We start from the raw sequence: 17,805 nt of genomic DNA, 5'->3' as shown, positions 1-17,805 counted from the left end.
TGTCGGTCAAACCGACGAAACGATCGGCGCAGCCCCATCAGAATCGCTTCGACACGGTGATGCCATAGGTGCGCGGATCGCCCGGCTGGCCGACGATCAGCCCCGTATTGCCCGACTGGGTCGACAGCAGCTCGAAATAGTTCTGGTCGAAGGCGTTGCGCACCCAGCCGAAGACGTTGACATCGTCCTTCCGATAGCCGGCACGGACGTTGGACAGCGAATAGCCCTCGATCCAGGTATAGGCCGACGGCGACGGATTGGACGAGAAGCGCGACCGGTAATTGCCGTCATAGCCGATATAGACTTCGCCGCCCGAGCCTCCGACCGGCAGATTATATTCGCCGCCGTAGGAGAAGGACCATTTCGAGATGCCCGGCAGCCGCTGGCCGGAGATATCGCACGACGCGGGACTGTACGACACCCGGGTCGCGGAACCGGCCTGTCCCGCGGGGCTCGCCGGATTGGCCGCACTCGCCGCGCTGCCGCCGGACAATTCGGGCGGGCATGGCGCATTGGTGAAGCGGACATAGGTCGCGTCGGTAAAGGCGCCGCTGACGTAGAGGGTCAGCCGCTTGCTCGGCCGGAAATTCGAATCGAATTCGACCCCGCGCGAGCGGACCTTGCCGGCATTGGCAAGATAGCCGCGAATCACGTTGATCGCATTGTTGTTCACCGTCGCCTGATAGTCGGAGACGTCCGTCCAGAAGCCGGCGAGGTTGAGCGTCAGCCGGCGGTCGAGAAACTGCGTCTTGAGGCCGAGCTCATAGGCATCGACCGACTCGGGCTTGACGGTCTGCGTCGACAGATCGACGCCGGTGCTCGTCGCGTTGAGCGGCAGGCCGGACAGGTTGATGCCGCCCGATTTGAAGCTGCGCGCATAGGTGGCATAGGCGTGGATCTCGGGCGCGACATCATAAGAGACGGTGATGTCGCCCGAGGTGTTCCAGGCGCTGAACTTCGGGCTGTAACGCTGCGGCGCCAGCGTGTTGATCTGGTTCTGGAAGGTGGTGCGTGCCGCCGCCGTCGGCTGCGAGGCCAGCAGCGTCGCGACATTGTCGGCGGTCGCCGTGAAACCGTACTGGCTGTTGGCGATACTGACGATCGATTCGTAAAAGCCCGACTTGCGATCGTAATTGACCCGCAGCCCCGGCTGAACGTGCAGCGCGTCGGTCACCGCCCAGTTGAGCTTGCCGAACACGGCGAAGCTGGTGTTGTCGAAGCTGATCGTATTGGTCGAGGTCAGCCCGTTGAGCACGCTGGGGTTGTTCGCGTCGCTGCCCGACAGCAGGAACCGGCTCGCCGCCGATCCCTGCACCTGCGACCCCTGCGTGTCGATCGTCTGATGGAACAGGAAGGCGCCGACCGTATAATCGAGCCGGTTGCTGCCGTTCGAGGCGAGGCGGAACTCCTGCGACACCTGGCGCTGCTGCGACGGGTTCTGCGAGACGGTGGTGATCGGCAGGCCGGTGAAGTCGCGGTCGTTCTGCGGCTGCCAGTCCCAATAACGCCACGCACTCACCGAGGTGAGCGTCGCCGGCCCGAGGTCCCAGTCGACGACGAGCGAGGCGCCGCCCACCTCCTGCCGCGAGTTGATCCCGGCATCGAGATCGGTGACGCGGTCGAACGGGTCGCGGCTCGGCGGCGCATAGGTGAGCGCGGCGGCGAGGGCGTCATATTGCCGCGCGATCGGCCGCTGCGTCGTCCCGACCCGCGCATAATATTGGACGCAGCACAGCGGGTTCTGCACGTTGAAATCGCCCGACAGCGTGAACCGCAGCGCATCGGTCGCCTTCCACAGCAATTGCGCGCGCAGGCCCAGATTGCGCTGGCGGTGCAGATCGTCGCCCGAGGCGACATCCTCGATCGTCCCCTTGCGCGTCGTCGCCGAACTCGACAGGCGCAGCGCCACGTCCTCCGACAGCGGACCCGAGATCGATGCCTTCGCCTGGACGAAGCCGTAATTGCCGACGCTGACCTCCGCCCTGCCCTCCGGCGTGAAGCTCGGCGGGCGGGTGGTGACGTTGAGCGCGCCCGAGGTGGTGTTCTTGCCGTAGAGCGTCCCCTGCGGCCCGCGCAGCACCTCGACCCGGTCGACGTCGACGAAGTCGAAGGTCGATGCGCCGATCCGGCCGATATAGACGCCGTCGACATAGAAGCCGACGCCCTGCTCGATCCCGTCGTTGGTCAGCCCGAACGGCGCGCCGAGGCCACGGATGTTGATCGCCGAATTGCGCGGGTTGCTAGAGAAGAATTGTAGCGACGGCTGCTGCTGCTGCAGCCGGTTGACGTTGAACGCGCCGGTACGGTCGATCTCGGCGCCGCTCACCACCGACATGGCGATCGGCACGCGCTGCACCGATTCGGCGCGGCGGCGGGCGGTGACGAGAATCTCGCCGGTCCGCGGCGCGGCTGCCTCGGCGGCGGCGTCCGGCGTGGCATCCTGCGGGGGTTGCGCTGCCGCGGACGTGGCGGCCTGGCCGGCGAGCAGAATGGCGAGCGTCAGCGACATGCGATTTCCCTGGGTTATTCTTATCCGTGTAAACTCCATCGAACCGGGGGATATTCAAAGAAGGAGAAGCTTCGCCGCGCGATAGCGGGGCTTCGGCATCGGGCCGCAAATTCGGCGCGGCGCCCCTTGAACCGCTTCGGCCGCTATCCAAAATAGACGCTGCACGGTGCCGAATGCGGGCCGTGTGCCGGCATCGCACGACTGGTGGATGCCGTCGTTCAACTCGCTTCTCGTGGAGGATTTGACATGCGACTCGACCTGACCCCCTATCGCCGCTCGACCATCGGTTTCGACCGTCTGTTCGACATGCTGGAAAGCAACGCGCGCGCCGCCACGGCGGAGAATTACCCGCCCTTCAACCTCGAACGCCTCGCCGAGGATCGCTATCGCATCACGCTCGCGGTCGCCGGCTTCTCGCGCGACGAGATCGAGATCACCGCGCAGCAGAACCTGCTGCTCGTCTCGGGCAAGAAGGATGACAAGGCGGGCAACGCCAACTTCCTGCACGTCGGCATCGCCAATCGCAGCTTCGAGCGCCGCTTCGAACTCGCCGACTTCGTCTTCGTCGAAGATGCCCGTCTCAACGACGGCCTGCTCGTCATCGACCTGGTCCGCGAAGTGCCCGAAGCGATGAAGCCGAAGACGATCGCGATCAAGACCGGTGCGCCGCTGTCCGCGGTCGAAAACAAAACGGACGTGGCGGAAGCCGCATAATCTTGCGCCTAGGGGCGTCCGGGCCTGCCGGCCCGGGCGCCCTTATCACCTCGCTATCGACCGACGTGACCAGAGATCGTCGTCACCGCCGGTCACGGATCGGCGAGGCGGCGAACCATTCCGCGGCATCGGGTCCATACAGCACGACGATCGCAAGCCCTTCGATCACCAGCTGCGCCACCGACGCGGCGACGATCATCGGTGTCGTTCCCTCCGCGGGCACGATGCCGATGCCGCGCAAGAACGCCACGCTCGAGATCAACGCCATCGCCCAGCGCACCAGCAAGGCACCGCGCGCCGCCGCCGACCGGCCGAACAGGACGAGCGCGAACAGCAGCGCAGCAAACCCCAGTCCGGCGAGCCGCACCCAATAGATGCGCAGCGCCAGCGTCTGCGCCGCCTTGGGCGCCAGCGCGACGCCGAATACCATCGATTGGCTCGTCGCCACCGCGAGCGCGAAACTCAGCAGGCCCGAAGCGGCAAAGAGGAACGCAAACAATTTGATCGACAGCGGGCGGTCCATGATCGGCTCCGGATCAACGACAGATCCGGTCCGACTAATCATGAGCCCTTAAGCCTTGGCAAAGAGCCGGTCAGACCAACCGGCTCTTGGTCACCGCCGCCTGGATGAAGCTCGCGAACAGCGGATGCGGATCGAACGGCTTGCTCTTCAGCTCCGGGTGGAACTGGACGCCGACGAACCACGGATGATCCGGCCGCTCGACGATCTCGGGCAAGGTGCCGTCGGGCGACATGCCGCTGAACACCAGACCGCCCTTCTCCAGCGCATCCTTGTAGCCGGTGTTGACCTCGTAGCGGTGGCGATGCCGCTCGTGGATCACCGTCTCGCCATAGATCGAGGCGACGACGCTGTTGCCGTCGAGCGCCGCCTCATAGGCGCCGAGCCGCATCGTGCCGCCGAGGTCGCCCTGCTCCTCGCGCTTCTCCAGCCCGTCGCGACCCATCCATTCGGTGATCAGGCCGACCACCGGCTCGTCGGTCGGACCAAATTCGGTCGACGAGGCGCCGGCGATGCCGGCGAGATCGCGCGCACCCTCGACGCAGGCCATCTGCATGCCGAAGCAGATGCCGAAATAGGGGATCTCGCGCTCGCGTGCGAACTTGACCGCCTTGATCTTGCCCTCCGCACCGCGCTCGCCGAACGCGCCGGGGACGAGGATCGCGTCGCACGGCTCGAGCTGGCTGACGATCTCGCCATGGTCGTTCTCGAAAATCTCGGCGTCGATCCAGCGGACGTTGACCTTGACGCGATTGGCGATGCCGCCGTGCACCAGAGCCTCGTTGAGTGACTTGTACGCATCCTGCAGGCCGACATATTTGCCGACGACGCCGACCGTGACCTCGCCCTCGGGGTTGGTCAGCCGGTCCATGATGTCGGTCCAGCGCGACAGGTCGGGCGCCGAGGAGGGCGTGATGCCGAAAGCACGCAGCACTTCCGAATCGAGGCCTTCGCCGTGATATTGCAGCGGCACCGCGTAGATGCTCTTGGCATCGAGCGCCGGGATCACCGCCGTCTCGGGCACGTTGCAGAACAATGCGATCTTGGCGCGATCCGACGGCGGCAGCGGATGTTCGCAGCGGCAGACGAGCACGTCGGGCTGGACGCCGAGCGCCGCCAGCTCGCGCACCGAATGCTGCGTCGGCTTGGTCTTCAGCTCGCCGGCGGCAGCGATATAGGGCACCAGCGTGACGTGGATGCTGATCGCATTGCCGCGGCCGACCTCGTTCTTGAGCTGGCGGATCGCCTCGATGAAGGGGAGCGATTCGATGTCGCCGACGGTGCCGCCGATCTCGCACAGGACGAAATCGAGGTCGTCGGTCTCCGCCCGCGCGAAGGCCTTGATCGCATCGGTGACGTGCGGGATCACCTGCACCGTCGCCCCGAGATAGTCGCCGCGCCGCTCGCGCTCGATGATCGTCTTGTAGATGCGGCCCGAAGTGACGTTGTCCGACTGGCGCGACGCCACGCCGGTGAAGCGCTCGTAATGGCCGAGGTCGAGATCGGTCTCGGCACCGTCGTCGGTCACATAGACCTCGCCGTGCTGATACGGGCTCATCGTGCCGGGATCGACGTTGAGATAGGGATCGAACTTGCGGATCCGCACGCGATAGCCGCGCGCCTGGAGCAAAGCTGCGAGAGAGGCCGCCATAAGGCCTTTGCCGAGCGACGAAACCACGCCGCCGGTGATGAAGATGTACCGCGCCATGGGAGGAATCGCCTAGCGTGTTATGGGGTCGAACGACAAGAGCGCGCGCGGCAGGCCCGCGCGCGATTCACGATGAACGGATGATCCGGTCAGCGCTGGAGCGGCACCGCACCGTTATCGGCGGGGGCGTTGGGCACCGCATCCTGCGCGGGTGCGGGCGCCGGGGCCGCCGCGGGCGTGCGGGCGAGCGAGGTGTCGATCGTCTGCGTCTGCCGATGCGCGGCGATGAACGCGAGCGCGATCGACATGCAGACGAACACCGTCGCGAGGATCGAGGTCATCCGCGTCAGGAAGTCGGCGGCGCCGCGCGCCGACATCAGCCCCGACGGGCTGCCGCCCATGCCGAGGCCACCACCCTCCGACCGCTGCATCAGAATCACCGTGACGAGCGCCGCGGCGATGATGGCGTGAACGACAAGAAGGAAGGTGAACATCTATGGTCCCGGAAACTCGGATGAAGGCGGGCACATAGGCGAGGCCCGCGGCGCGATCAACCGTCGAGCGCGCCATGGCGGCGGCGGCGGCGGAGGGGTCGGACGGGTCGCCGCAGCGAACCATTGTCGGGCAACAACGCGGAACAATAGCGACGTCTGACTTATTCACCCGAGCCGTTCATTTATGGGAAACCAGCGTCGCACGGAGGCGTTATGAAGGCGAAACAAAGCTCCTAAAACGGCGCAGAAACGGATATTTGATCGTGGGAACTGCCGCGCAATCACTCGCGACATGGATGAGCGCCCTGGTGGACTATGTGCGGTCGGGGGAACCCGATCTCACCAATCGGCAAATGGCGCTGCTCCTGCTCGTCTACCTCAACCCCGGGCCTCATACCGTGCGCGGTCTGGCGCGGGCGCTGAACGTATCGAAGCCCGTCGTCACGCGCGCCTTGAACAGGCTGGGTGCGCTCGGCTATCTGCGCCGGCAACGCGACGATAGCGACAAGCGCAATATCTTCGTCGCGCGTACATCCGAAGGGGCAGAGTTTCTTGAAGAGTTTGGGCAATTCCTTGGCGAAGGCGACGCCCGGTCGCTCCAGCCAGCCCTCGCGTAAGGCGTTCGCGCTCACCGGTCCGTCGGTCACGCTCGATCCGCGCACCCATGCGGTGCGCGGCGATCTTGCCGACGTACGCCTCGCCGAACGGGTGTTCGCACCCCATTATGCCGCGCCCATCGCCGCGGTCGCCACCGCCGCCGGGACGATCTTCGCCGATCGCGGACTGAGCGACCCGCTCGGCGCGCTCGACGCGGGCGAACAGTTCGAGGTGCTCGAACTCGCCGGACGCCATGCCTGGGGCCGCGCCACCACGCACGGCCTCGTCGGGTATGTCGATCGCGCCTTGCTCGATCGGGCCGCGTCATGAGCGTCACGGTCTTCATCGACGGTGCGGTCGGCACCACCGGCATCGACATTCGCGAACGGCTGAGCGGTCGCGCCGATCTCACCGTCGTCACCCTAGACGAGGCGCGGCGCAAGGATGCCGCGGCGCGGGCGGAGGCGCTCAACGGTGCCGATATCGCCATCCTCTGCCTGCCCGACGATGCGGCGCGCGAGGCGGCGGCGCTGGTCGCCGGCGGCCATACGCGGCTGATCGACGCCTCGTCGGCGCACCGGGTCGCGCCGGGCTGGACCTATGGCTTTCCCGAGCTCGCCGCGGGGCAGAGCGAGCGGATCGCGGCGGCGCGCTTCGTCGCCAATCCCGGCTGCTATCCGACCGCCTTTCTCGCGCTGGTCGCGCCGCTGGTACGCGCCGGGCTGATCCCCGCGGACTGGCCGCTCACCTATAATGCGGTGTCGGGCTATTCAGGCGGCGGCAAGGCGATGATCGCCGAGTTCGAAACCGGCGAGGCCGATACCGCGCTGCGTGCCTATGCGCTCGGCCTCGGCCACAAGCATCTGCCCGAGATGCGCGCGCATGCCGGCCTCGCGCATCCGCCGGTGTTCGCGCCCGCGGTGGCGCGGCTCAACCGCGGCATGCTCGGCGAGGTGCCGCTCGCGCTCGCGCAACTGCCCGGCCGCCCGAGCCTCGCCGCGATCGAGGATACGCTCGCCGCCGCTTATGCGGACAGCGCGCTGATCAGCGTCGCGCCGGGCGACGTCGCCGTGGTGACGATCGAGGAGAATAGCGGCACCGACCGGATGACGTTGCGCGTCTGCGGCAATGCGACGAGCGGCCAGGTACGGCTGATCGCGACGCTCGACAATCTCGGCAAGGGCGCCGGCGGCGCCGCCGTGCAGAATCTCAACATCATGGCCGGGCTCGATCCCCTGGCCGGCCTGATCGTGTAACCAGAAGGACCGTCATGCAGCGCAATCCCGTCGGCAAGCTGCTCCTGTTCGGAGCGACCGGTGACCTCGCCCAGCGGATGCTGTGGCCGTCGCTCTACGGCCTGCACGCCGACGGGCTGCTGCCGGCGGGGCTGACGATCGTCGGCTCGGCACGCGGCGACCAGAATGACGACGCCTTCCGCGCCTTCGTCCAGAAGGCGCTCGGCCAGTTCCTCGCCGCCGACCGCAAGGACGACGAGAAGATCGCGAGCTTCCTCGAACGGCTGTTCTTCCAGCCGGCCGACCTGTCCGATCCGACCAGTTTCGCACCGCTCGCCGAAAAGGTCGGCGACGTGTCGGGCGGCCTCGCCATCTATCTGTCGACCGCGCCGTCACTGTTCGAGCCGGCGGTCAAGGGGCTGGAGAGCGTCGGCCTCGCCGGCGAGACGGTGCGCATCGCGCTCGAAAAGCCGCTCGGCTACGACCTCGCCTCCAGCCGCGAGATCAACGACACCGTCGCCGCTGTCTTTCCGGAAGACCGGATCTTCCGCATCGATCACTATCTCGGCAAGGAGACGGTGCAGAACATCCTCGCCTTGCGCTTCGGCAATTCCTTCTTCGAGCCGGTGTGGAACGCGCAGGGGATCGATAACGTCCAGATCACCATCGCCGAGACCGTCGGGCTGGAAGATCGCGCCGGCTATTACGAGGGCGCGGGCGCGCTGCGCGACATGGTCGCCAACCATATGCTCCAGCTCGTCGCGCTGATCGCGATGGAGCCGCCGGCGCTCTACGACGGCGCCGCGATCCGCGACGAGAAGGCCAAGGTGTTCCGGTCGCTGCGCAAGTTCACGCCGGAAGACGTGCCGTCCTGCACCGTCACCGGCCAGTATGAGGAAGGCGCGGTCAGCGGCAAGGTCGTCAAGGGCTATGACGACGAGCTTGGCTATGACAGCAACGTCGAGACCTTCGTCGCGATCAAGGCGCATATCGACAATTGGCGCTGGCAGGGCGTGCCCTTCTACCTGCGCACCGGCAAGCGCATGGCCAAGCGGCGCAGCGAGATCGCGATCCAGTTCAAGCCGGTGCCGCATTCGATGTTCTCGGGCCGCGGCGGCGTGCTCCAGCCGAATACGCTGGTGATCCGGTTGCAGCCGGAGGAATATGTCCAGCTGCTGGTGATGGCCAAGGAGCCGGGCCTCGACCGCGACGGCATCCGCCTGCGCGAAGTGCCGCTCAACCTCAGCATGGACGCCGAATTCGCCGGATCGCGGCGGCGCATCGCCTATGAGCGGCTGCTGCTCGACCTGATCGAGGGCGACCAGACGCTGTTCGTCCGCCGCGACGAGGTCGAGGCACAGTGGACGTGGATCGATTCGATCCGCGCCGGCTGGGACGCCAATCAGACCAAGCCCAAACACTATGCCGCCGGCACCTGGGGCCCCGCCGGCGCGATCGCGCTGACCGAGCGCGACGGCGTGACCTGGCAGGACGACTGAGGCTTTAGCCGCCCTCCCGGCCCAATCGTCACCCCGGCCCCGTTCCGGGTGCACCCTGCGGCGGGGCGAAAGGCATGCGGCCCAAGCCTTGCCCTCTGCGGATGGGTGGACCGCAGAACACGTCCGGGATGACGGACCATGAACCCCATCCCGCCGCCCATACGTATGCGCGGCCCCTTACCTTGCGTGGCCGTCCGGTCTATCGGAGCGGCACGCCGACCGAACGAAAGCAGAGACATGACCGAGATCGAATGGTGGGAGTATGACGATGCGGCGGAAATGGCCGCCGCCGTCGCCGGGGATATCCAGTTCATCATCGAAGCGGCGATCGACGCGCGCGGTGCGGCGGTGATCGCGCTGCCGGGCGGCAAGACGCCGATCCCGATCTACGGTCATCTCGCCAAGGCGAAGATCGACTGGAAGCGGGTGACGATCGTCCCCACCGACGAGCGCATCGTGCCGCTCGGCGACCCGCTGTCCAACGTGACGATGATCGGCAAGACCTTCATCCCCAAGGGCGCGCGCGTCATACCGATCGTGCCGCAGGCGACCGCCGACTATAAGTCCGCCGGCCGTTCGGCGGATGCGCTGATGCAGGACCTGCACTGGCCGCTCGACCTCTGCCTGCTCGGCGTCGGCGGCGACGGCCATACCGCCTCGATCTTCCCCGGTCCCGATTTCGACGAGGCGTTGGCCGGCCCCAAGGAGCGCCGTGCCTTGGGCGTGATGCCCGATCCGCTCCCCGCCGAAGCGCCGGTGCCGCGCGTCACGCTGTCGCGCGAGGGCATCGTCACCGCGCGCGCGCTGATGATCGCGGTGACCGGACAGGCCAAGCGCGACGTGATCGAAACGGCGATCAAACAGGGTCCGTCGTCCGCCTATCCGATCGGCCGCGTCCTCGCCGACGCTGAGCTGCCCGTCGACATCCACTGGGCGCCGTAACCGCCGCCCGGTCGCCCCTCCCCAGGATCCGCGTCATGAACCCCGAAGTCCTCGCCGTCACCGATCGCATCATCGAACGATCGCGCGAGCGCCGCAGCGCCTATCTGGCGCTGATCGAGCGCGAGCGCGAGACGGGCGCCCGCCGCCCGCAGCTCGGCTGCGCCAATCTCGCCCATGCCTATGCCGGCACCGAGGAGGATCGCGACACGCTGCGCGCCGGCAGCGGCATGAACATCGGCATCGTCACCGCCTATAACGACATGCTGAGCGCGCATGCCGTCTATTACCGCTATCCCGAACTCATGAAGGTCTGGGCGCGCGAGGTCGGCGCGACCGCGCAGGTGGCGGGGGCGACCCCGGCGATGTGCGACGGCGTGACGCAGGGCTATGCCGGCATGGAGCTGTCGCTGTTCAGCCGCGACACGATCGCGCTCGCCACCGCGGTCGCGCTCAGCCACGGCACGTTCGAGGGTGCCGCGCTGCTCGGCATCTGCGACAAGATCGTGCCGGGGCTGCTGATGGGCGCGTTGCGCTTCGGCCATCTGCCGATGGTGCTGATCCCCGGCGGCCCGATGCCCTCCGGCCTGCCCAACAAGGCCAAGGCGGCGGTGCGCGAGGCCTATGCCGAGGGCAAGGCCGGGCGTGAGGAGCTGCTCGACGCCGAGATACAGGCCTATCACGGCAAGGGCACCTGCACCTTCTACGGCACTGCCAACACCAATCAGATGATGATGGAGGTGATGGGCCTGCACATGCCGGGCGCCGCCTTCGTCAATCCCGGCACCAAGTTGCGCCAGGAGCTGACCCGCGCCGCGGTGCACCGGCTCGCGGGCATCGGCTGGCGCGGCGACGATTACCGGCCGCTCGGCCATTGCGTCGACGAGCGCGCGATCGTCAATGCGGCGGTCGGCCTGCTCGCCACCGGCGGCTCGACCAACCATCTGCTCCACGTGCCGGCGATCGCCCGCGCGGCGGGGATCGTCATCGACTGGGAGGATTTCGACCGGCTCAGCCGCGCGGTGCCGCTGATCGCGCGCGTCTATCCGAACGGTGCCGCCGACGTGAACGCTTTCGAGGCGGCGGGCGGCATGCCCTTCGTCGTGCGCGAATTGCTGGCGGCCGGCCTGCTGCATGGCGACATCACCACGGTCAGCGGCGACAGCCTCGCCGCTTATGCCGAAAAGCCGGTGATCGTCGACGAGGCACTCAGCTGGCAGCCGGTCGGCGACAGCGGCGACACGACGATCCTGCGCCCGGTCGGCGAAGCCTTCTCGCCGGATGGCGGGATGCGCATCCTCGCCGGCAACATCGGCCGCGCCTGCATCAAGGTCTCCGCGGTCGATCGCGACCGCTGGGTGATCGAGGCGCCGGCGCGCGTCTTCCACGACCAGCTCGACGTGCTCGAGGCGTTCAAGCGCGGTGAGCTCGAGCAGGATATGGTCGTCGTCGTCCGCTTCCAGGGCCCGCGCGCCAACGGCATGCCCGAGCTGCACAAGCTGACCCCGCCGCTCGGCGTCTTGCAGAACCGCGGCTTCAAGGTGGCGCTGGTCACCGACGGCCGCATGTCGGGGGCGAGCGGCAAGGTGCCCTGCGCGATCCATTGCTCGCCCGAGGCGCTCGGCCAAGGCGCGATCGGCAAGATCCGCGACGGCGACATCATCCGTGTCGATGCGCTCAACGGCACGCTCGATGCGCTGGTCGACCCCGCCGAATGGCTGGCGCGCCCGCTGTGCGACGCACCCGGCGCGGCAAGCGGCACCGGGCGTGAATTGTTCGCGATGTTCCGCGGGCTCGCCGACGAGGCCGAAAAGGGCGCATCCGGCATGCTCGCCGCGGCAGGATTGTAACGACCGTGCTCCTGCGGAAGCGGGAGCCCAGAGTCGCGGGCACACCGCCCGCCTACCCTGGGTTCCTGCCTTCGCAGCAACACACATAGGATGATCAGGAGAGAAGACCCATGCAGCTCGTCAGCGTCGATATCGGCGGCACCCACGCCCGCTTCGCGATCGCGGAGGTCGAGGACGGCCGGGTCGTCTCGCTCGGCGAGCCGGTGACGCTCAAGACAGCGGAGCACGCCAGCCTGCAGACCGCGTGGCAGGCGTTCGCCGCGCGCCACGGTACGCCGCTGCCGCGCGCCGCGGCGATCTCCGTCGCCTCGCCGATCACCGGCGACATCATCCGCCTGACCAACAATCCCTGGGTGATCCGCCCGTCGCTGATCCCCGAGCGGCTCGGCGCCGACATCTACACCGTCATCAACGATTTCGGAGCGGTCGGCCATGCCGTCGCGCAATTGCCCGATGCCGATTTCGAACATCTCTGCGGCCCCGACCGCCCGCTCCCCACGGAGGGCGTGACGACCGTCTGCGGTCCCGGCACCGGGCTCGGCGTCGCGCAGGTCTACAAGGCGAAGGGCGTCTATCACGTCCTGCCGACCGAAGGCGGCCATGTCGATTACGCGCCGCTCGACGGCATCGAGGATGCGGTCGTCAAGCGGCTGCGCCGTACCTATACGCGCGTGTCGGCGGAGCGGATCTGCTCGGGACCGGGCATCGTCGCCTTGTACGAGACGCTCGCCGAGCTCGAAGGCCGGCCGGTGCCGAGCCGCGACGACAAGACGATCTGGACCGAGGCGCTCGACGGCACTGATTCGATCGCGCTCGCCGCGCTCGATCGCTTCTGCCTCGCGCTCGGCGCGGTCGCGGGCGATCTCGCATTGGCGCAGGGGGCCAAGGCAGTGGTGATCGCCGGCGGGCTCGGCCTGCGCATCAAGGACAAATTGATCCGCTCCGGCTTTGATCAGCGCTTCGTCGCCAAGGGCCGGTTCCAGAACATGATGGCGGGCATCCCCGTCAAGCTCATCACCCATCCGCAGCCCGGCCTGTTCGGCGCCGCTGCGGCCTTCGCCCAAGACCACGCATAAAAGGCCCTCGCGTCATGACCGATATCGCCACCATCATGCAGACCAGCGCCGTCATCCCGGTGCTGGTGATCGACGACGCCGCCACCGCTCGTCCGCTCGCCGAGGCGCTCGTCGCCGGTGGGCTCAGGGTGCTCGAAGTCACGCTGCGCACCGGCGCGGCGATGGAGGCGATCGCCGAGATGAAGCGCGTGCCGGGCGCGATCGTCGGCGCCGGCACGGTGGTGAACGCGGCGCAGGCGCGGCAGGTGATCGACGCCGGCTGCGAATTCATCGTCTCGCCGGGCCTGACCGAGCGGCTCGCCACGCCGATCCTCGACGCCGGCGTCGCCTATCTGCCCGGTACCGCCACCGCGGGTGACATCATGCGCGGCCTCGACCTCGGCCTGACGCATTTCAAGTTCTTCCCGGCGGAGACCTCGGGCGGCCTGAAGGCGCTGAAAGCGCTCGCCGCCCCCTTCTATCAATGCCGCTTCTGCCCGACCGGCGGCATCACCGAGGCGAGCGCACCCGACTGGCTCGCCTTCGATCCGGTGCTGTGCGTCGGCGGCAGCTGGGTCACCGGCGGCACGATGGCAGAGGTCGAGGCCAAGGCCCGCGCCGCCAGCGCGCTCAAGCGCTGATCGTACGCGGCGGCGGTCATGCCGCCGCCGCGACCAGCCACTGGCGGAACGCCGCCATCGCCAGCCCCGGCTTGCGCGACAGCAGATGCGTCAGCCAATAGCGCCCCGCGTCGATCTCGAGACCGAACGGCTGGACGAGCTGTTCGGCGGCGAGTTCACGCAGGAACATCGCGCGGGGGGCGAGCGCGACGCCCAGTCCCGCCATCGCCGCGCCGGCCATCACCGCGGAACTGTCGAACATCGGCCCGCGCAACGCTGGCGCCGCCAGTTCCGCGGCGGCAAACCAGCTTTCCCATTCGCTGACCCGATAGGAGCGCAGCAGCCGCTCGCGCGCCAGATCGCCGGGCGCCTGCAAGCGCGCGGCGATCCTCGGTGCACAGAGCGGGGTCAGCGGCGCGGCGAGCAACGGCTCCGCCTGCGTCCCGTGCCACGCGCCGTCGCCGAAGCGGATCGCGCCGTCGAGCCCCTCCCCCGCCAGGTCGACGCGATTGTTGTTGATCGACAGGCGGACGTCGATGTGGGGGTGACGCGCGGCGAAATCATCGAGCCGGGGCAACAGCCAGCCGGTCGCGAAGGTGCCGACGACGCCGAGCGCCAGCGTATATTGGAAGCGCCCGCCGGCGAACTGGTCGAGCGTCGCGCCGATCCGGTCGAACGTCTCGGCGAGCACCGGCACCAGCGCCTGCCCGTCGTCGGTCAGCGCCAGCCCGCGCGGCAGGCGGCGGAACAGCCGCGTCCCCAGACGGAGCTCCAACGCCGCGACCTGATGGCTCACCGCGCCCTGGCTGACGCACAATTCGATCCCCGCGCGGGTGAAGTTGAGGTGCCGCGCGGAGGCCTCGAAGGCGCGCAGGGCGTTAAGCGGGAGCTGGGCGCGATCCATGTCGTCATGAATAATGCTCATGGCTCGCGCGAGGGAAGATGCTTTGTACGGCCCCGGCGCGACGGGCATGCGATGGCCAAAGGAGACGCCCGAATGATCGCCAGCCTGCTCGCCGCCTTGCTCACCCCGCAGACAGCCGCGCCGGTCGACGATCCGCTGACCCGCCCGATCGCGTCGGATCATGCCGCTGAATGGCTCGCGCCCCGACCGCCGGTGCGCGTCTTCGGGAAAAGCTATCTGGTCGGCTTCGGCGGGCTCAACGTCGCGCTGATCGATACCGGCGAGGGGCTGATCCTGATCGACGGGGCGCTGCCGCAGGCGGCCGATGCGATCCTCGCCAATGTCAGAAGGCTCGGCTTCGACCCGCGCGACATCCGCTATATCCTCAGCACCGAACCGCATTTCGATCATGCCGGCGGCCTTGCCGCGCTCGTCCGGGCGACCGGCGCGACGGTCATCGCCAGTGCGCGGGGCGCCGAGGGGCTGCGCAGCGGCCGCTCGCCGCCGACGATCCACAGCGCGGCTATGACAGCCGCTTCCCCGCCGTCGCCGCCGTCCGGGTGATCCGCGACGGCGAACGGGTGACGCTCGGCGATACCGCGGTCACCGCGCATGCGACGCCGGGGCATACGATGGGCAGCATGAGCTGGAGCTGGCGCGCCTGCCAGGCGATGACGTGCAAGGCGATCGTCTTCGCGGCGAGCCTCAACCCGGTATCGAGCGACGGCTATCGCTACACCGCCGCGGCGAGCCGTCCGATCGTCGCGGGCTTCCGCCACAGTTACCGGGTGATGCAATCGCTGCCCTGCGATCTGCTGATCACCGCCCACGCCGATCAGGACGGCGCCACCGACCGGTTCCGCACCGCACCCGGCGCCTGCCGCGCGCTCGCCGCATCGTCCCGGACGAAATTGGCGGCACGGCTGCGGGCGGATGGTCCGGCGCGCTGACCGTTACATCTCGCCGCGCTGACGGCGGATCGCATACCATTTCTGCACATTGGCGTTATGCTGTGCGAGCGTGTCGGCGAAGACGTGACCGCCGGTACCGTCCGCGACGAAATAGAGCGCGTTGGTCGCCTGCGGATCGAGCACCGCATCGATCGACGCGCGGCCGGGATTGGCGATCGGGCCGATCGGCAATCCCGCCTCGGCATAGGTGTTATAGCCGTTCTTCGCCTGCAATTCGGACCGCAGGATGCGCCGGCCGAGCGGCCGCCCCTTGGTGATCGGATAGATCACCGTCGGGTCCGCCTGCAACGGCATGCCGCGCTTGAGCCGGTTGCCGTAGACCGCCGCGACCATGCGCCGCTCGGCCGGCTTGCCGGTTTCCTTCTCGACGATCGAGGCGAGGATGATCGCCTGCTCCGGCGTCGTCACCGCGATGCCCGGCTTGCGCTTCGCCCAGGCGGCGGCGAGATAATCGCGCATCGCCGTCTGCATCCGCGCGACGACGCTCGCCCGCGTGTCGCCGCGCTGGAAGGCATAGCTGTCGGGCAGCACCGACCCCTCCGCCGGCACCGCGACGTCGCCGGTGAGGCCGTCCGCCTTCATCAGCGCATCATGCACCAGCACCGACGGATAGCCCTCCGGCACCACCACCAGCCGCTGCAGCACCTTGCCGCCCTGTAGCATCTTGAGAATGTCGGCGGCGCTGGTGTGGGCGGGGATGCGATATTCGCCCGCCTTGATCGGCTCGCCCGAGCCGAACACGCGCGCGAGCAGGCGGAAGCGGCCGGCCGAGCGGATCGCCCCGGCTTTCTCCAGCGCGCGCGCCGCGCCGGCGAGGCTGCTGCCCTCCGCCACCTGCACGGTCAGCGTCCGCGGCGCCGGGCCGGCACCGCCCCAGCCCTGTACGACGAGGAACGCCGCGACCAGCGCGACGAGGCCGACCAGCAGACCGAGACAGCCGACCTTGCGCATCGGCTCAGATCGTCTTCATCACCAGCGAGGCGTTGGTGCCGCCGAAGCCGAACGAATTGTTGAGCACCGCCCGCACCTCCCGCTTGCGCGCGACATGGGGGACGAGATCGACGCCTTCCGCGCCCTCCGACGGATTGTCGAGGTTGAGCGTCGGCGGCACGATCTGGTCGCGCATCGCGAGGATGCAGAAGATGCTCTCCACCGCACCGGCGCCGCCGAGCAGATGCCCGATCGCCGACTTGGTCGAGCTCATCGACAGTCCGCCGATCGCATCGCCGAACAACCGCTTCACCGCGCCGAGCTCGATCATATCCGCCATCGTCGAGGTGCCGTGGGCGTTGATATAGTCGATATCCGACAGTGCGAGCCCCGATTTGCGGATCGCCATCTCCATCGACCGATAGGCGCCCGAGCCTTCGGGTTCCGGCGCGGTGACGTGGAAGGCGTCGCCCGACAGGCCGTAACCGACGACCTCGCAATAGATTTTCGCGCCGCGTGCCTTGGCGTGCTCATATTCCTCGAGCACGACGACGCCGGCGCCCTCGCCCATCACGAAACCGTCGCGGTCGCGGTCATAGGGACGGCTCGCCTGTTCGGGGCGATCGTTGAAGCTGGTGTTGAGCGCGCGCGCCGCGGCGAAGCCGGCAATGCCGATCGGGCAGACGGTGCTTTCCGATCCGCCGGCAAGCATCACGTCGGCATCGTCGAGCGCGATCATCCGCGCCGCGTCGCCGATCGAATGCGCGCCGGTCGAACAGGCGGTCACCACCGCGTGGTTCGGCCCCATCAACCCGTATTTGATCGAGACCTGACCCGAGATCAGGTTGATCAGCCGGCCATGGACGAAATGCGGGCTGACCCGCTTCGGTCCCTTTTCGGCGAGGACGAGCGATTCGCTTTCGATCCCCGGCAGGCCGCCGATGCCCGAACCGATCGAACAGCCGGCGCGGAACCGCTCCGCCTCGCTCATCTCGGTCAGGCCGGCATCCTCGAGCGCCTGCCCGGCGGCATCGATGCCGTAGACGATGAAGGGATCGACCTGACGCTGGACCTTGTGATCGACGCGCTTGTCGGGATCGAAGCCATAAGGATGATCCGCCGGCTTCACCTCGCAGGCGATCGTGCATTTCTGGTCGGAGGCGTCGAAGCGCGTGATCGGCCCCGCGCCCGACTTGCCCGCGATCAGGTTCGCCCAGGCGGTCTCGACGTCCGCGCCAAGCGGAGTGACCAGCCCCAGACCGGTTACGACAACGCGCCGCATACCCTTACTCCATTCCATCTCACACGACGCCACCCGAC

Annotated in this window: 17 protein-coding genes and 1 pseudogene; 10 read left to right on the top strand and 8 right to left on the bottom strand. The window is 68.0% G+C overall.

What is annotated here, in order from left to right:
- Nucleotides 1-37: 37 nt before the first annotated feature.
- On the bottom strand, nt 38-2,509 hold the full coding sequence (locus V8201_RS07620; protein WP_336544891.1) for a TonB-dependent receptor: 2,472 nt from the start codon (nt 2,507-2,509) through the stop codon (nt 38-40).
- Between the two features lie 54 nt (nt 2,510-2,563).
- Nucleotides 2,564-2,731, bottom strand: coding sequence for a hypothetical protein (locus V8201_RS07615; RefSeq protein WP_336544890.1), 168 nt, complete (start codon nt 2,729-2,731; stop codon nt 2,564-2,566).
- A 24-nt stretch (nt 2,732-2,755) separates the two neighbouring features.
- Between V8201_RS07615 and V8201_RS07610 the strand changes: the two genes are divergently transcribed.
- Entirely contained in the window at nt 2,756-3,223 is a 468-nt protein-coding gene (locus V8201_RS07610; RefSeq protein WP_271300684.1) for an Hsp20 family protein, read from the top strand.
- A gap of 82 nt (nt 3,224-3,305) precedes the next feature.
- On the opposite strand, the gene V8201_RS07605 is transcribed toward V8201_RS07610, so the two are convergent.
- The 3 genes from V8201_RS07605 to secG form a co-directional block, all read right to left on the bottom strand.
- Entirely contained in the window at nt 3,306-3,746 is a 441-nt protein-coding gene (locus V8201_RS07605; protein ID WP_336544889.1) for a hypothetical protein, read from the bottom strand.
- Nucleotides 3,747-3,816: 70 nt separating this feature from the next.
- Nucleotides 3,817-5,451: a CTP synthase gene (gene pyrG, locus V8201_RS07600; protein WP_037531097.1), complete on the bottom strand. Its 1,635-nt coding sequence runs from the start codon at nt 5,449-5,451 to the stop codon at nt 3,817-3,819.
- Between the two features lie 89 nt (nt 5,452-5,540).
- Nucleotides 5,541-5,885, bottom strand: a complete 345-nt coding sequence (secG, locus tag V8201_RS07595; protein ID WP_037531095.1) for a preprotein translocase subunit SecG — start codon at nt 5,883-5,885, stop codon at nt 5,541-5,543.
- A gap of 296 nt (nt 5,886-6,181) precedes the next feature.
- Between secG and V8201_RS07590 the strand changes: the two genes are divergently transcribed.
- From V8201_RS07590 to eda, 8 genes are all read left to right on the top strand, one after another.
- Nucleotides 6,182-6,502, top strand: coding sequence for a MarR family transcriptional regulator (locus tag V8201_RS07590; RefSeq protein WP_037531094.1), 321 nt, complete (start codon nt 6,182-6,184; stop codon nt 6,500-6,502).
- Nucleotides 6,459-6,812 (top strand): SH3 domain-containing protein, encoded by a 354-nt coding sequence (locus tag V8201_RS07585; RefSeq protein ID WP_336544888.1) that lies wholly within the window; start codon nt 6,459-6,461, stop codon nt 6,810-6,812. The genes V8201_RS07590 and V8201_RS07585 overlap by 44 nt, the downstream gene beginning before the upstream one ends.
- Nucleotides 6,809-7,738: an N-acetyl-gamma-glutamyl-phosphate reductase gene (argC, locus tag V8201_RS07580; RefSeq protein WP_336544887.1), complete on the top strand. Its 930-nt coding sequence runs from the start codon at nt 6,809-6,811 to the stop codon at nt 7,736-7,738. Before V8201_RS07585 ends, argC begins: the two co-directional genes overlap by 4 nt.
- Before the next feature lie 14 nt (nt 7,739-7,752).
- Nucleotides 7,753-9,216 carry a glucose-6-phosphate dehydrogenase gene (gene zwf / locus V8201_RS07575; protein ID WP_037531089.1) on the top strand — a complete coding sequence of 488 codons (1,464 nt, stop codon included), beginning with the start codon at nt 7,753-7,755 and terminating at the stop codon, nt 9,214-9,216.
- A 237-nt stretch (nt 9,217-9,453) separates the two neighbouring features.
- A complete protein-coding gene (gene pgl / locus V8201_RS07570) occupies nt 9,454-10,158 on the top strand; it encodes a 6-phosphogluconolactonase (protein ID WP_336544886.1) in 705 nt (234 codons plus the stop codon).
- A gap of 35 nt (nt 10,159-10,193) precedes the next feature.
- Nucleotides 10,194-12,005, top strand: coding sequence for a phosphogluconate dehydratase (edd, locus tag V8201_RS07565; protein ID WP_037531085.1), 1,812 nt, complete (start codon nt 10,194-10,196; stop codon nt 12,003-12,005).
- Between the two features lie 110 nt (nt 12,006-12,115).
- Nucleotides 12,116-13,081, top strand: a complete 966-nt coding sequence (gene glk / locus V8201_RS07560; protein ID WP_037531083.1) for a glucokinase — start codon at nt 12,116-12,118, stop codon at nt 13,079-13,081.
- A gap of 14 nt (nt 13,082-13,095) precedes the next feature.
- A complete protein-coding gene (gene eda, locus V8201_RS07555; RefSeq protein WP_037531081.1) occupies nt 13,096-13,701 on the top strand; it encodes a bifunctional 4-hydroxy-2-oxoglutarate aldolase/2-dehydro-3-deoxy-phosphogluconate aldolase in 606 nt (201 codons plus the stop codon).
- Between the two features lie 16 nt (nt 13,702-13,717).
- On the opposite strand, the gene V8201_RS07550 is transcribed toward eda, so the two are convergent.
- Nucleotides 13,718-14,584: a LysR family transcriptional regulator gene (locus V8201_RS07550; protein ID WP_336544924.1), complete on the bottom strand. Its 867-nt coding sequence runs from the start codon at nt 14,582-14,584 to the stop codon at nt 13,718-13,720.
- Between the two features lie 93 nt (nt 14,585-14,677).
- Here V8201_RS07550 and bla point away from each other — a divergent pair.
- Nucleotides 14,678-15,534: pseudogene (bla, locus tag V8201_RS19025) on the top strand (subclass B3 metallo-beta-lactamase).
- A 3-nt stretch (nt 15,535-15,537) separates the two neighbouring features.
- On the opposite strand, the gene mltG reads toward bla, so the two are convergent.
- Together mltG and fabF are read right to left on the bottom strand one after the other, a co-directional pair.
- Entirely contained in the window at nt 15,538-16,506 is a 969-nt protein-coding gene (gene mltG, locus V8201_RS07535; RefSeq protein WP_336544883.1) for an endolytic transglycosylase MltG, read from the bottom strand.
- Between the two features lie 4 nt (nt 16,507-16,510).
- Nucleotides 16,511-17,767 (bottom strand): beta-ketoacyl-ACP synthase II, encoded by a 1,257-nt coding sequence (gene fabF / locus V8201_RS07530; RefSeq protein ID WP_037531075.1) that lies wholly within the window; start codon nt 17,765-17,767, stop codon nt 16,511-16,513.
- Nucleotides 17,768-17,805: the final 38 nt, after the last annotated feature.

This window comes from Sphingomonas kyungheensis (assembly GCF_037120395.1).
GTDB classification, from domain to species: Bacteria; Pseudomonadota; Alphaproteobacteria; order Sphingomonadales; family Sphingomonadaceae; genus Sphingomonas; species Sphingomonas kyungheensis.
Note: the sequence above shows the minus strand (reverse complement) of the source record. Positions and strands in the feature narration are given on the sequence as shown.

What these genes read in the sequence shown, in the direction of transcription:
- V8201_RS07610 (WP_271300684.1), top strand. Translation starts at nt 2,756, where the DNA reads ATGCGACTCGACCTGACCCCCTATCGCCGCTCGACCATCGGTTTCGAC.
- mltG (WP_336544883.1), bottom strand. Translation starts at nt 16,506, where the DNA reads ATGCGCAAGGTCGGCTGTCTCGGTCTGCTGGTCGGCCTCGTCGCGCTG.
- fabF (WP_037531075.1), bottom strand. Translation starts at nt 17,767, where the DNA reads ATGCGGCGCGTTGTCGTAACCGGTCTGGGGCTGGTCACTCCGCTTGGC.
- V8201_RS07605 (WP_336544889.1), bottom strand. Translation starts at nt 3,746, where the DNA reads ATGGACCGCCCGCTGTCGATCAAATTGTTTGCGTTCCTCTTTGCCGCT.
- argC (WP_336544887.1), top strand. Translation starts at nt 6,809, where the DNA reads ATGAGCGTCACGGTCTTCATCGACGGTGCGGTCGGCACCACCGGCATC.
- zwf (WP_037531089.1), top strand. Translation starts at nt 7,753, where the DNA reads ATGCAGCGCAATCCCGTCGGCAAGCTGCTCCTGTTCGGAGCGACCGGT.
- V8201_RS07550 (WP_336544924.1), bottom strand. Translation starts at nt 14,584, where the DNA reads ATGGATCGCGCCCAGCTCCCGCTTAACGCCCTGCGCGCCTTCGAGGCC.
- V8201_RS07620 (WP_336544891.1), bottom strand. Translation starts at nt 2,509, where the DNA reads ATGTCGCTGACGCTCGCCATTCTGCTCGCCGGCCAGGCCGCCACGTCC.
- secG (WP_037531095.1), bottom strand. Translation starts at nt 5,885, where the DNA reads ATGTTCACCTTCCTTCTTGTCGTTCACGCCATCATCGCCGCGGCGCTC.
- edd (WP_037531085.1), top strand. Translation starts at nt 10,194, where the DNA reads ATGAACCCCGAAGTCCTCGCCGTCACCGATCGCATCATCGAACGATCG.
- glk (WP_037531083.1), top strand. Translation starts at nt 12,116, where the DNA reads ATGCAGCTCGTCAGCGTCGATATCGGCGGCACCCACGCCCGCTTCGCG.
- pyrG (WP_037531097.1), bottom strand. Translation starts at nt 5,451, where the DNA reads ATGGCGCGGTACATCTTCATCACCGGCGGCGTGGTTTCGTCGCTCGGC.
- eda (WP_037531081.1), top strand. Translation starts at nt 13,096, where the DNA reads ATGACCGATATCGCCACCATCATGCAGACCAGCGCCGTCATCCCGGTG.
- pgl (WP_336544886.1), top strand. Translation starts at nt 9,454, where the DNA reads ATGACCGAGATCGAATGGTGGGAGTATGACGATGCGGCGGAAATGGCC.
- V8201_RS07590 (WP_037531094.1), top strand. Translation starts at nt 6,182, where the DNA reads ATGAGCGCCCTGGTGGACTATGTGCGGTCGGGGGAACCCGATCTCACC.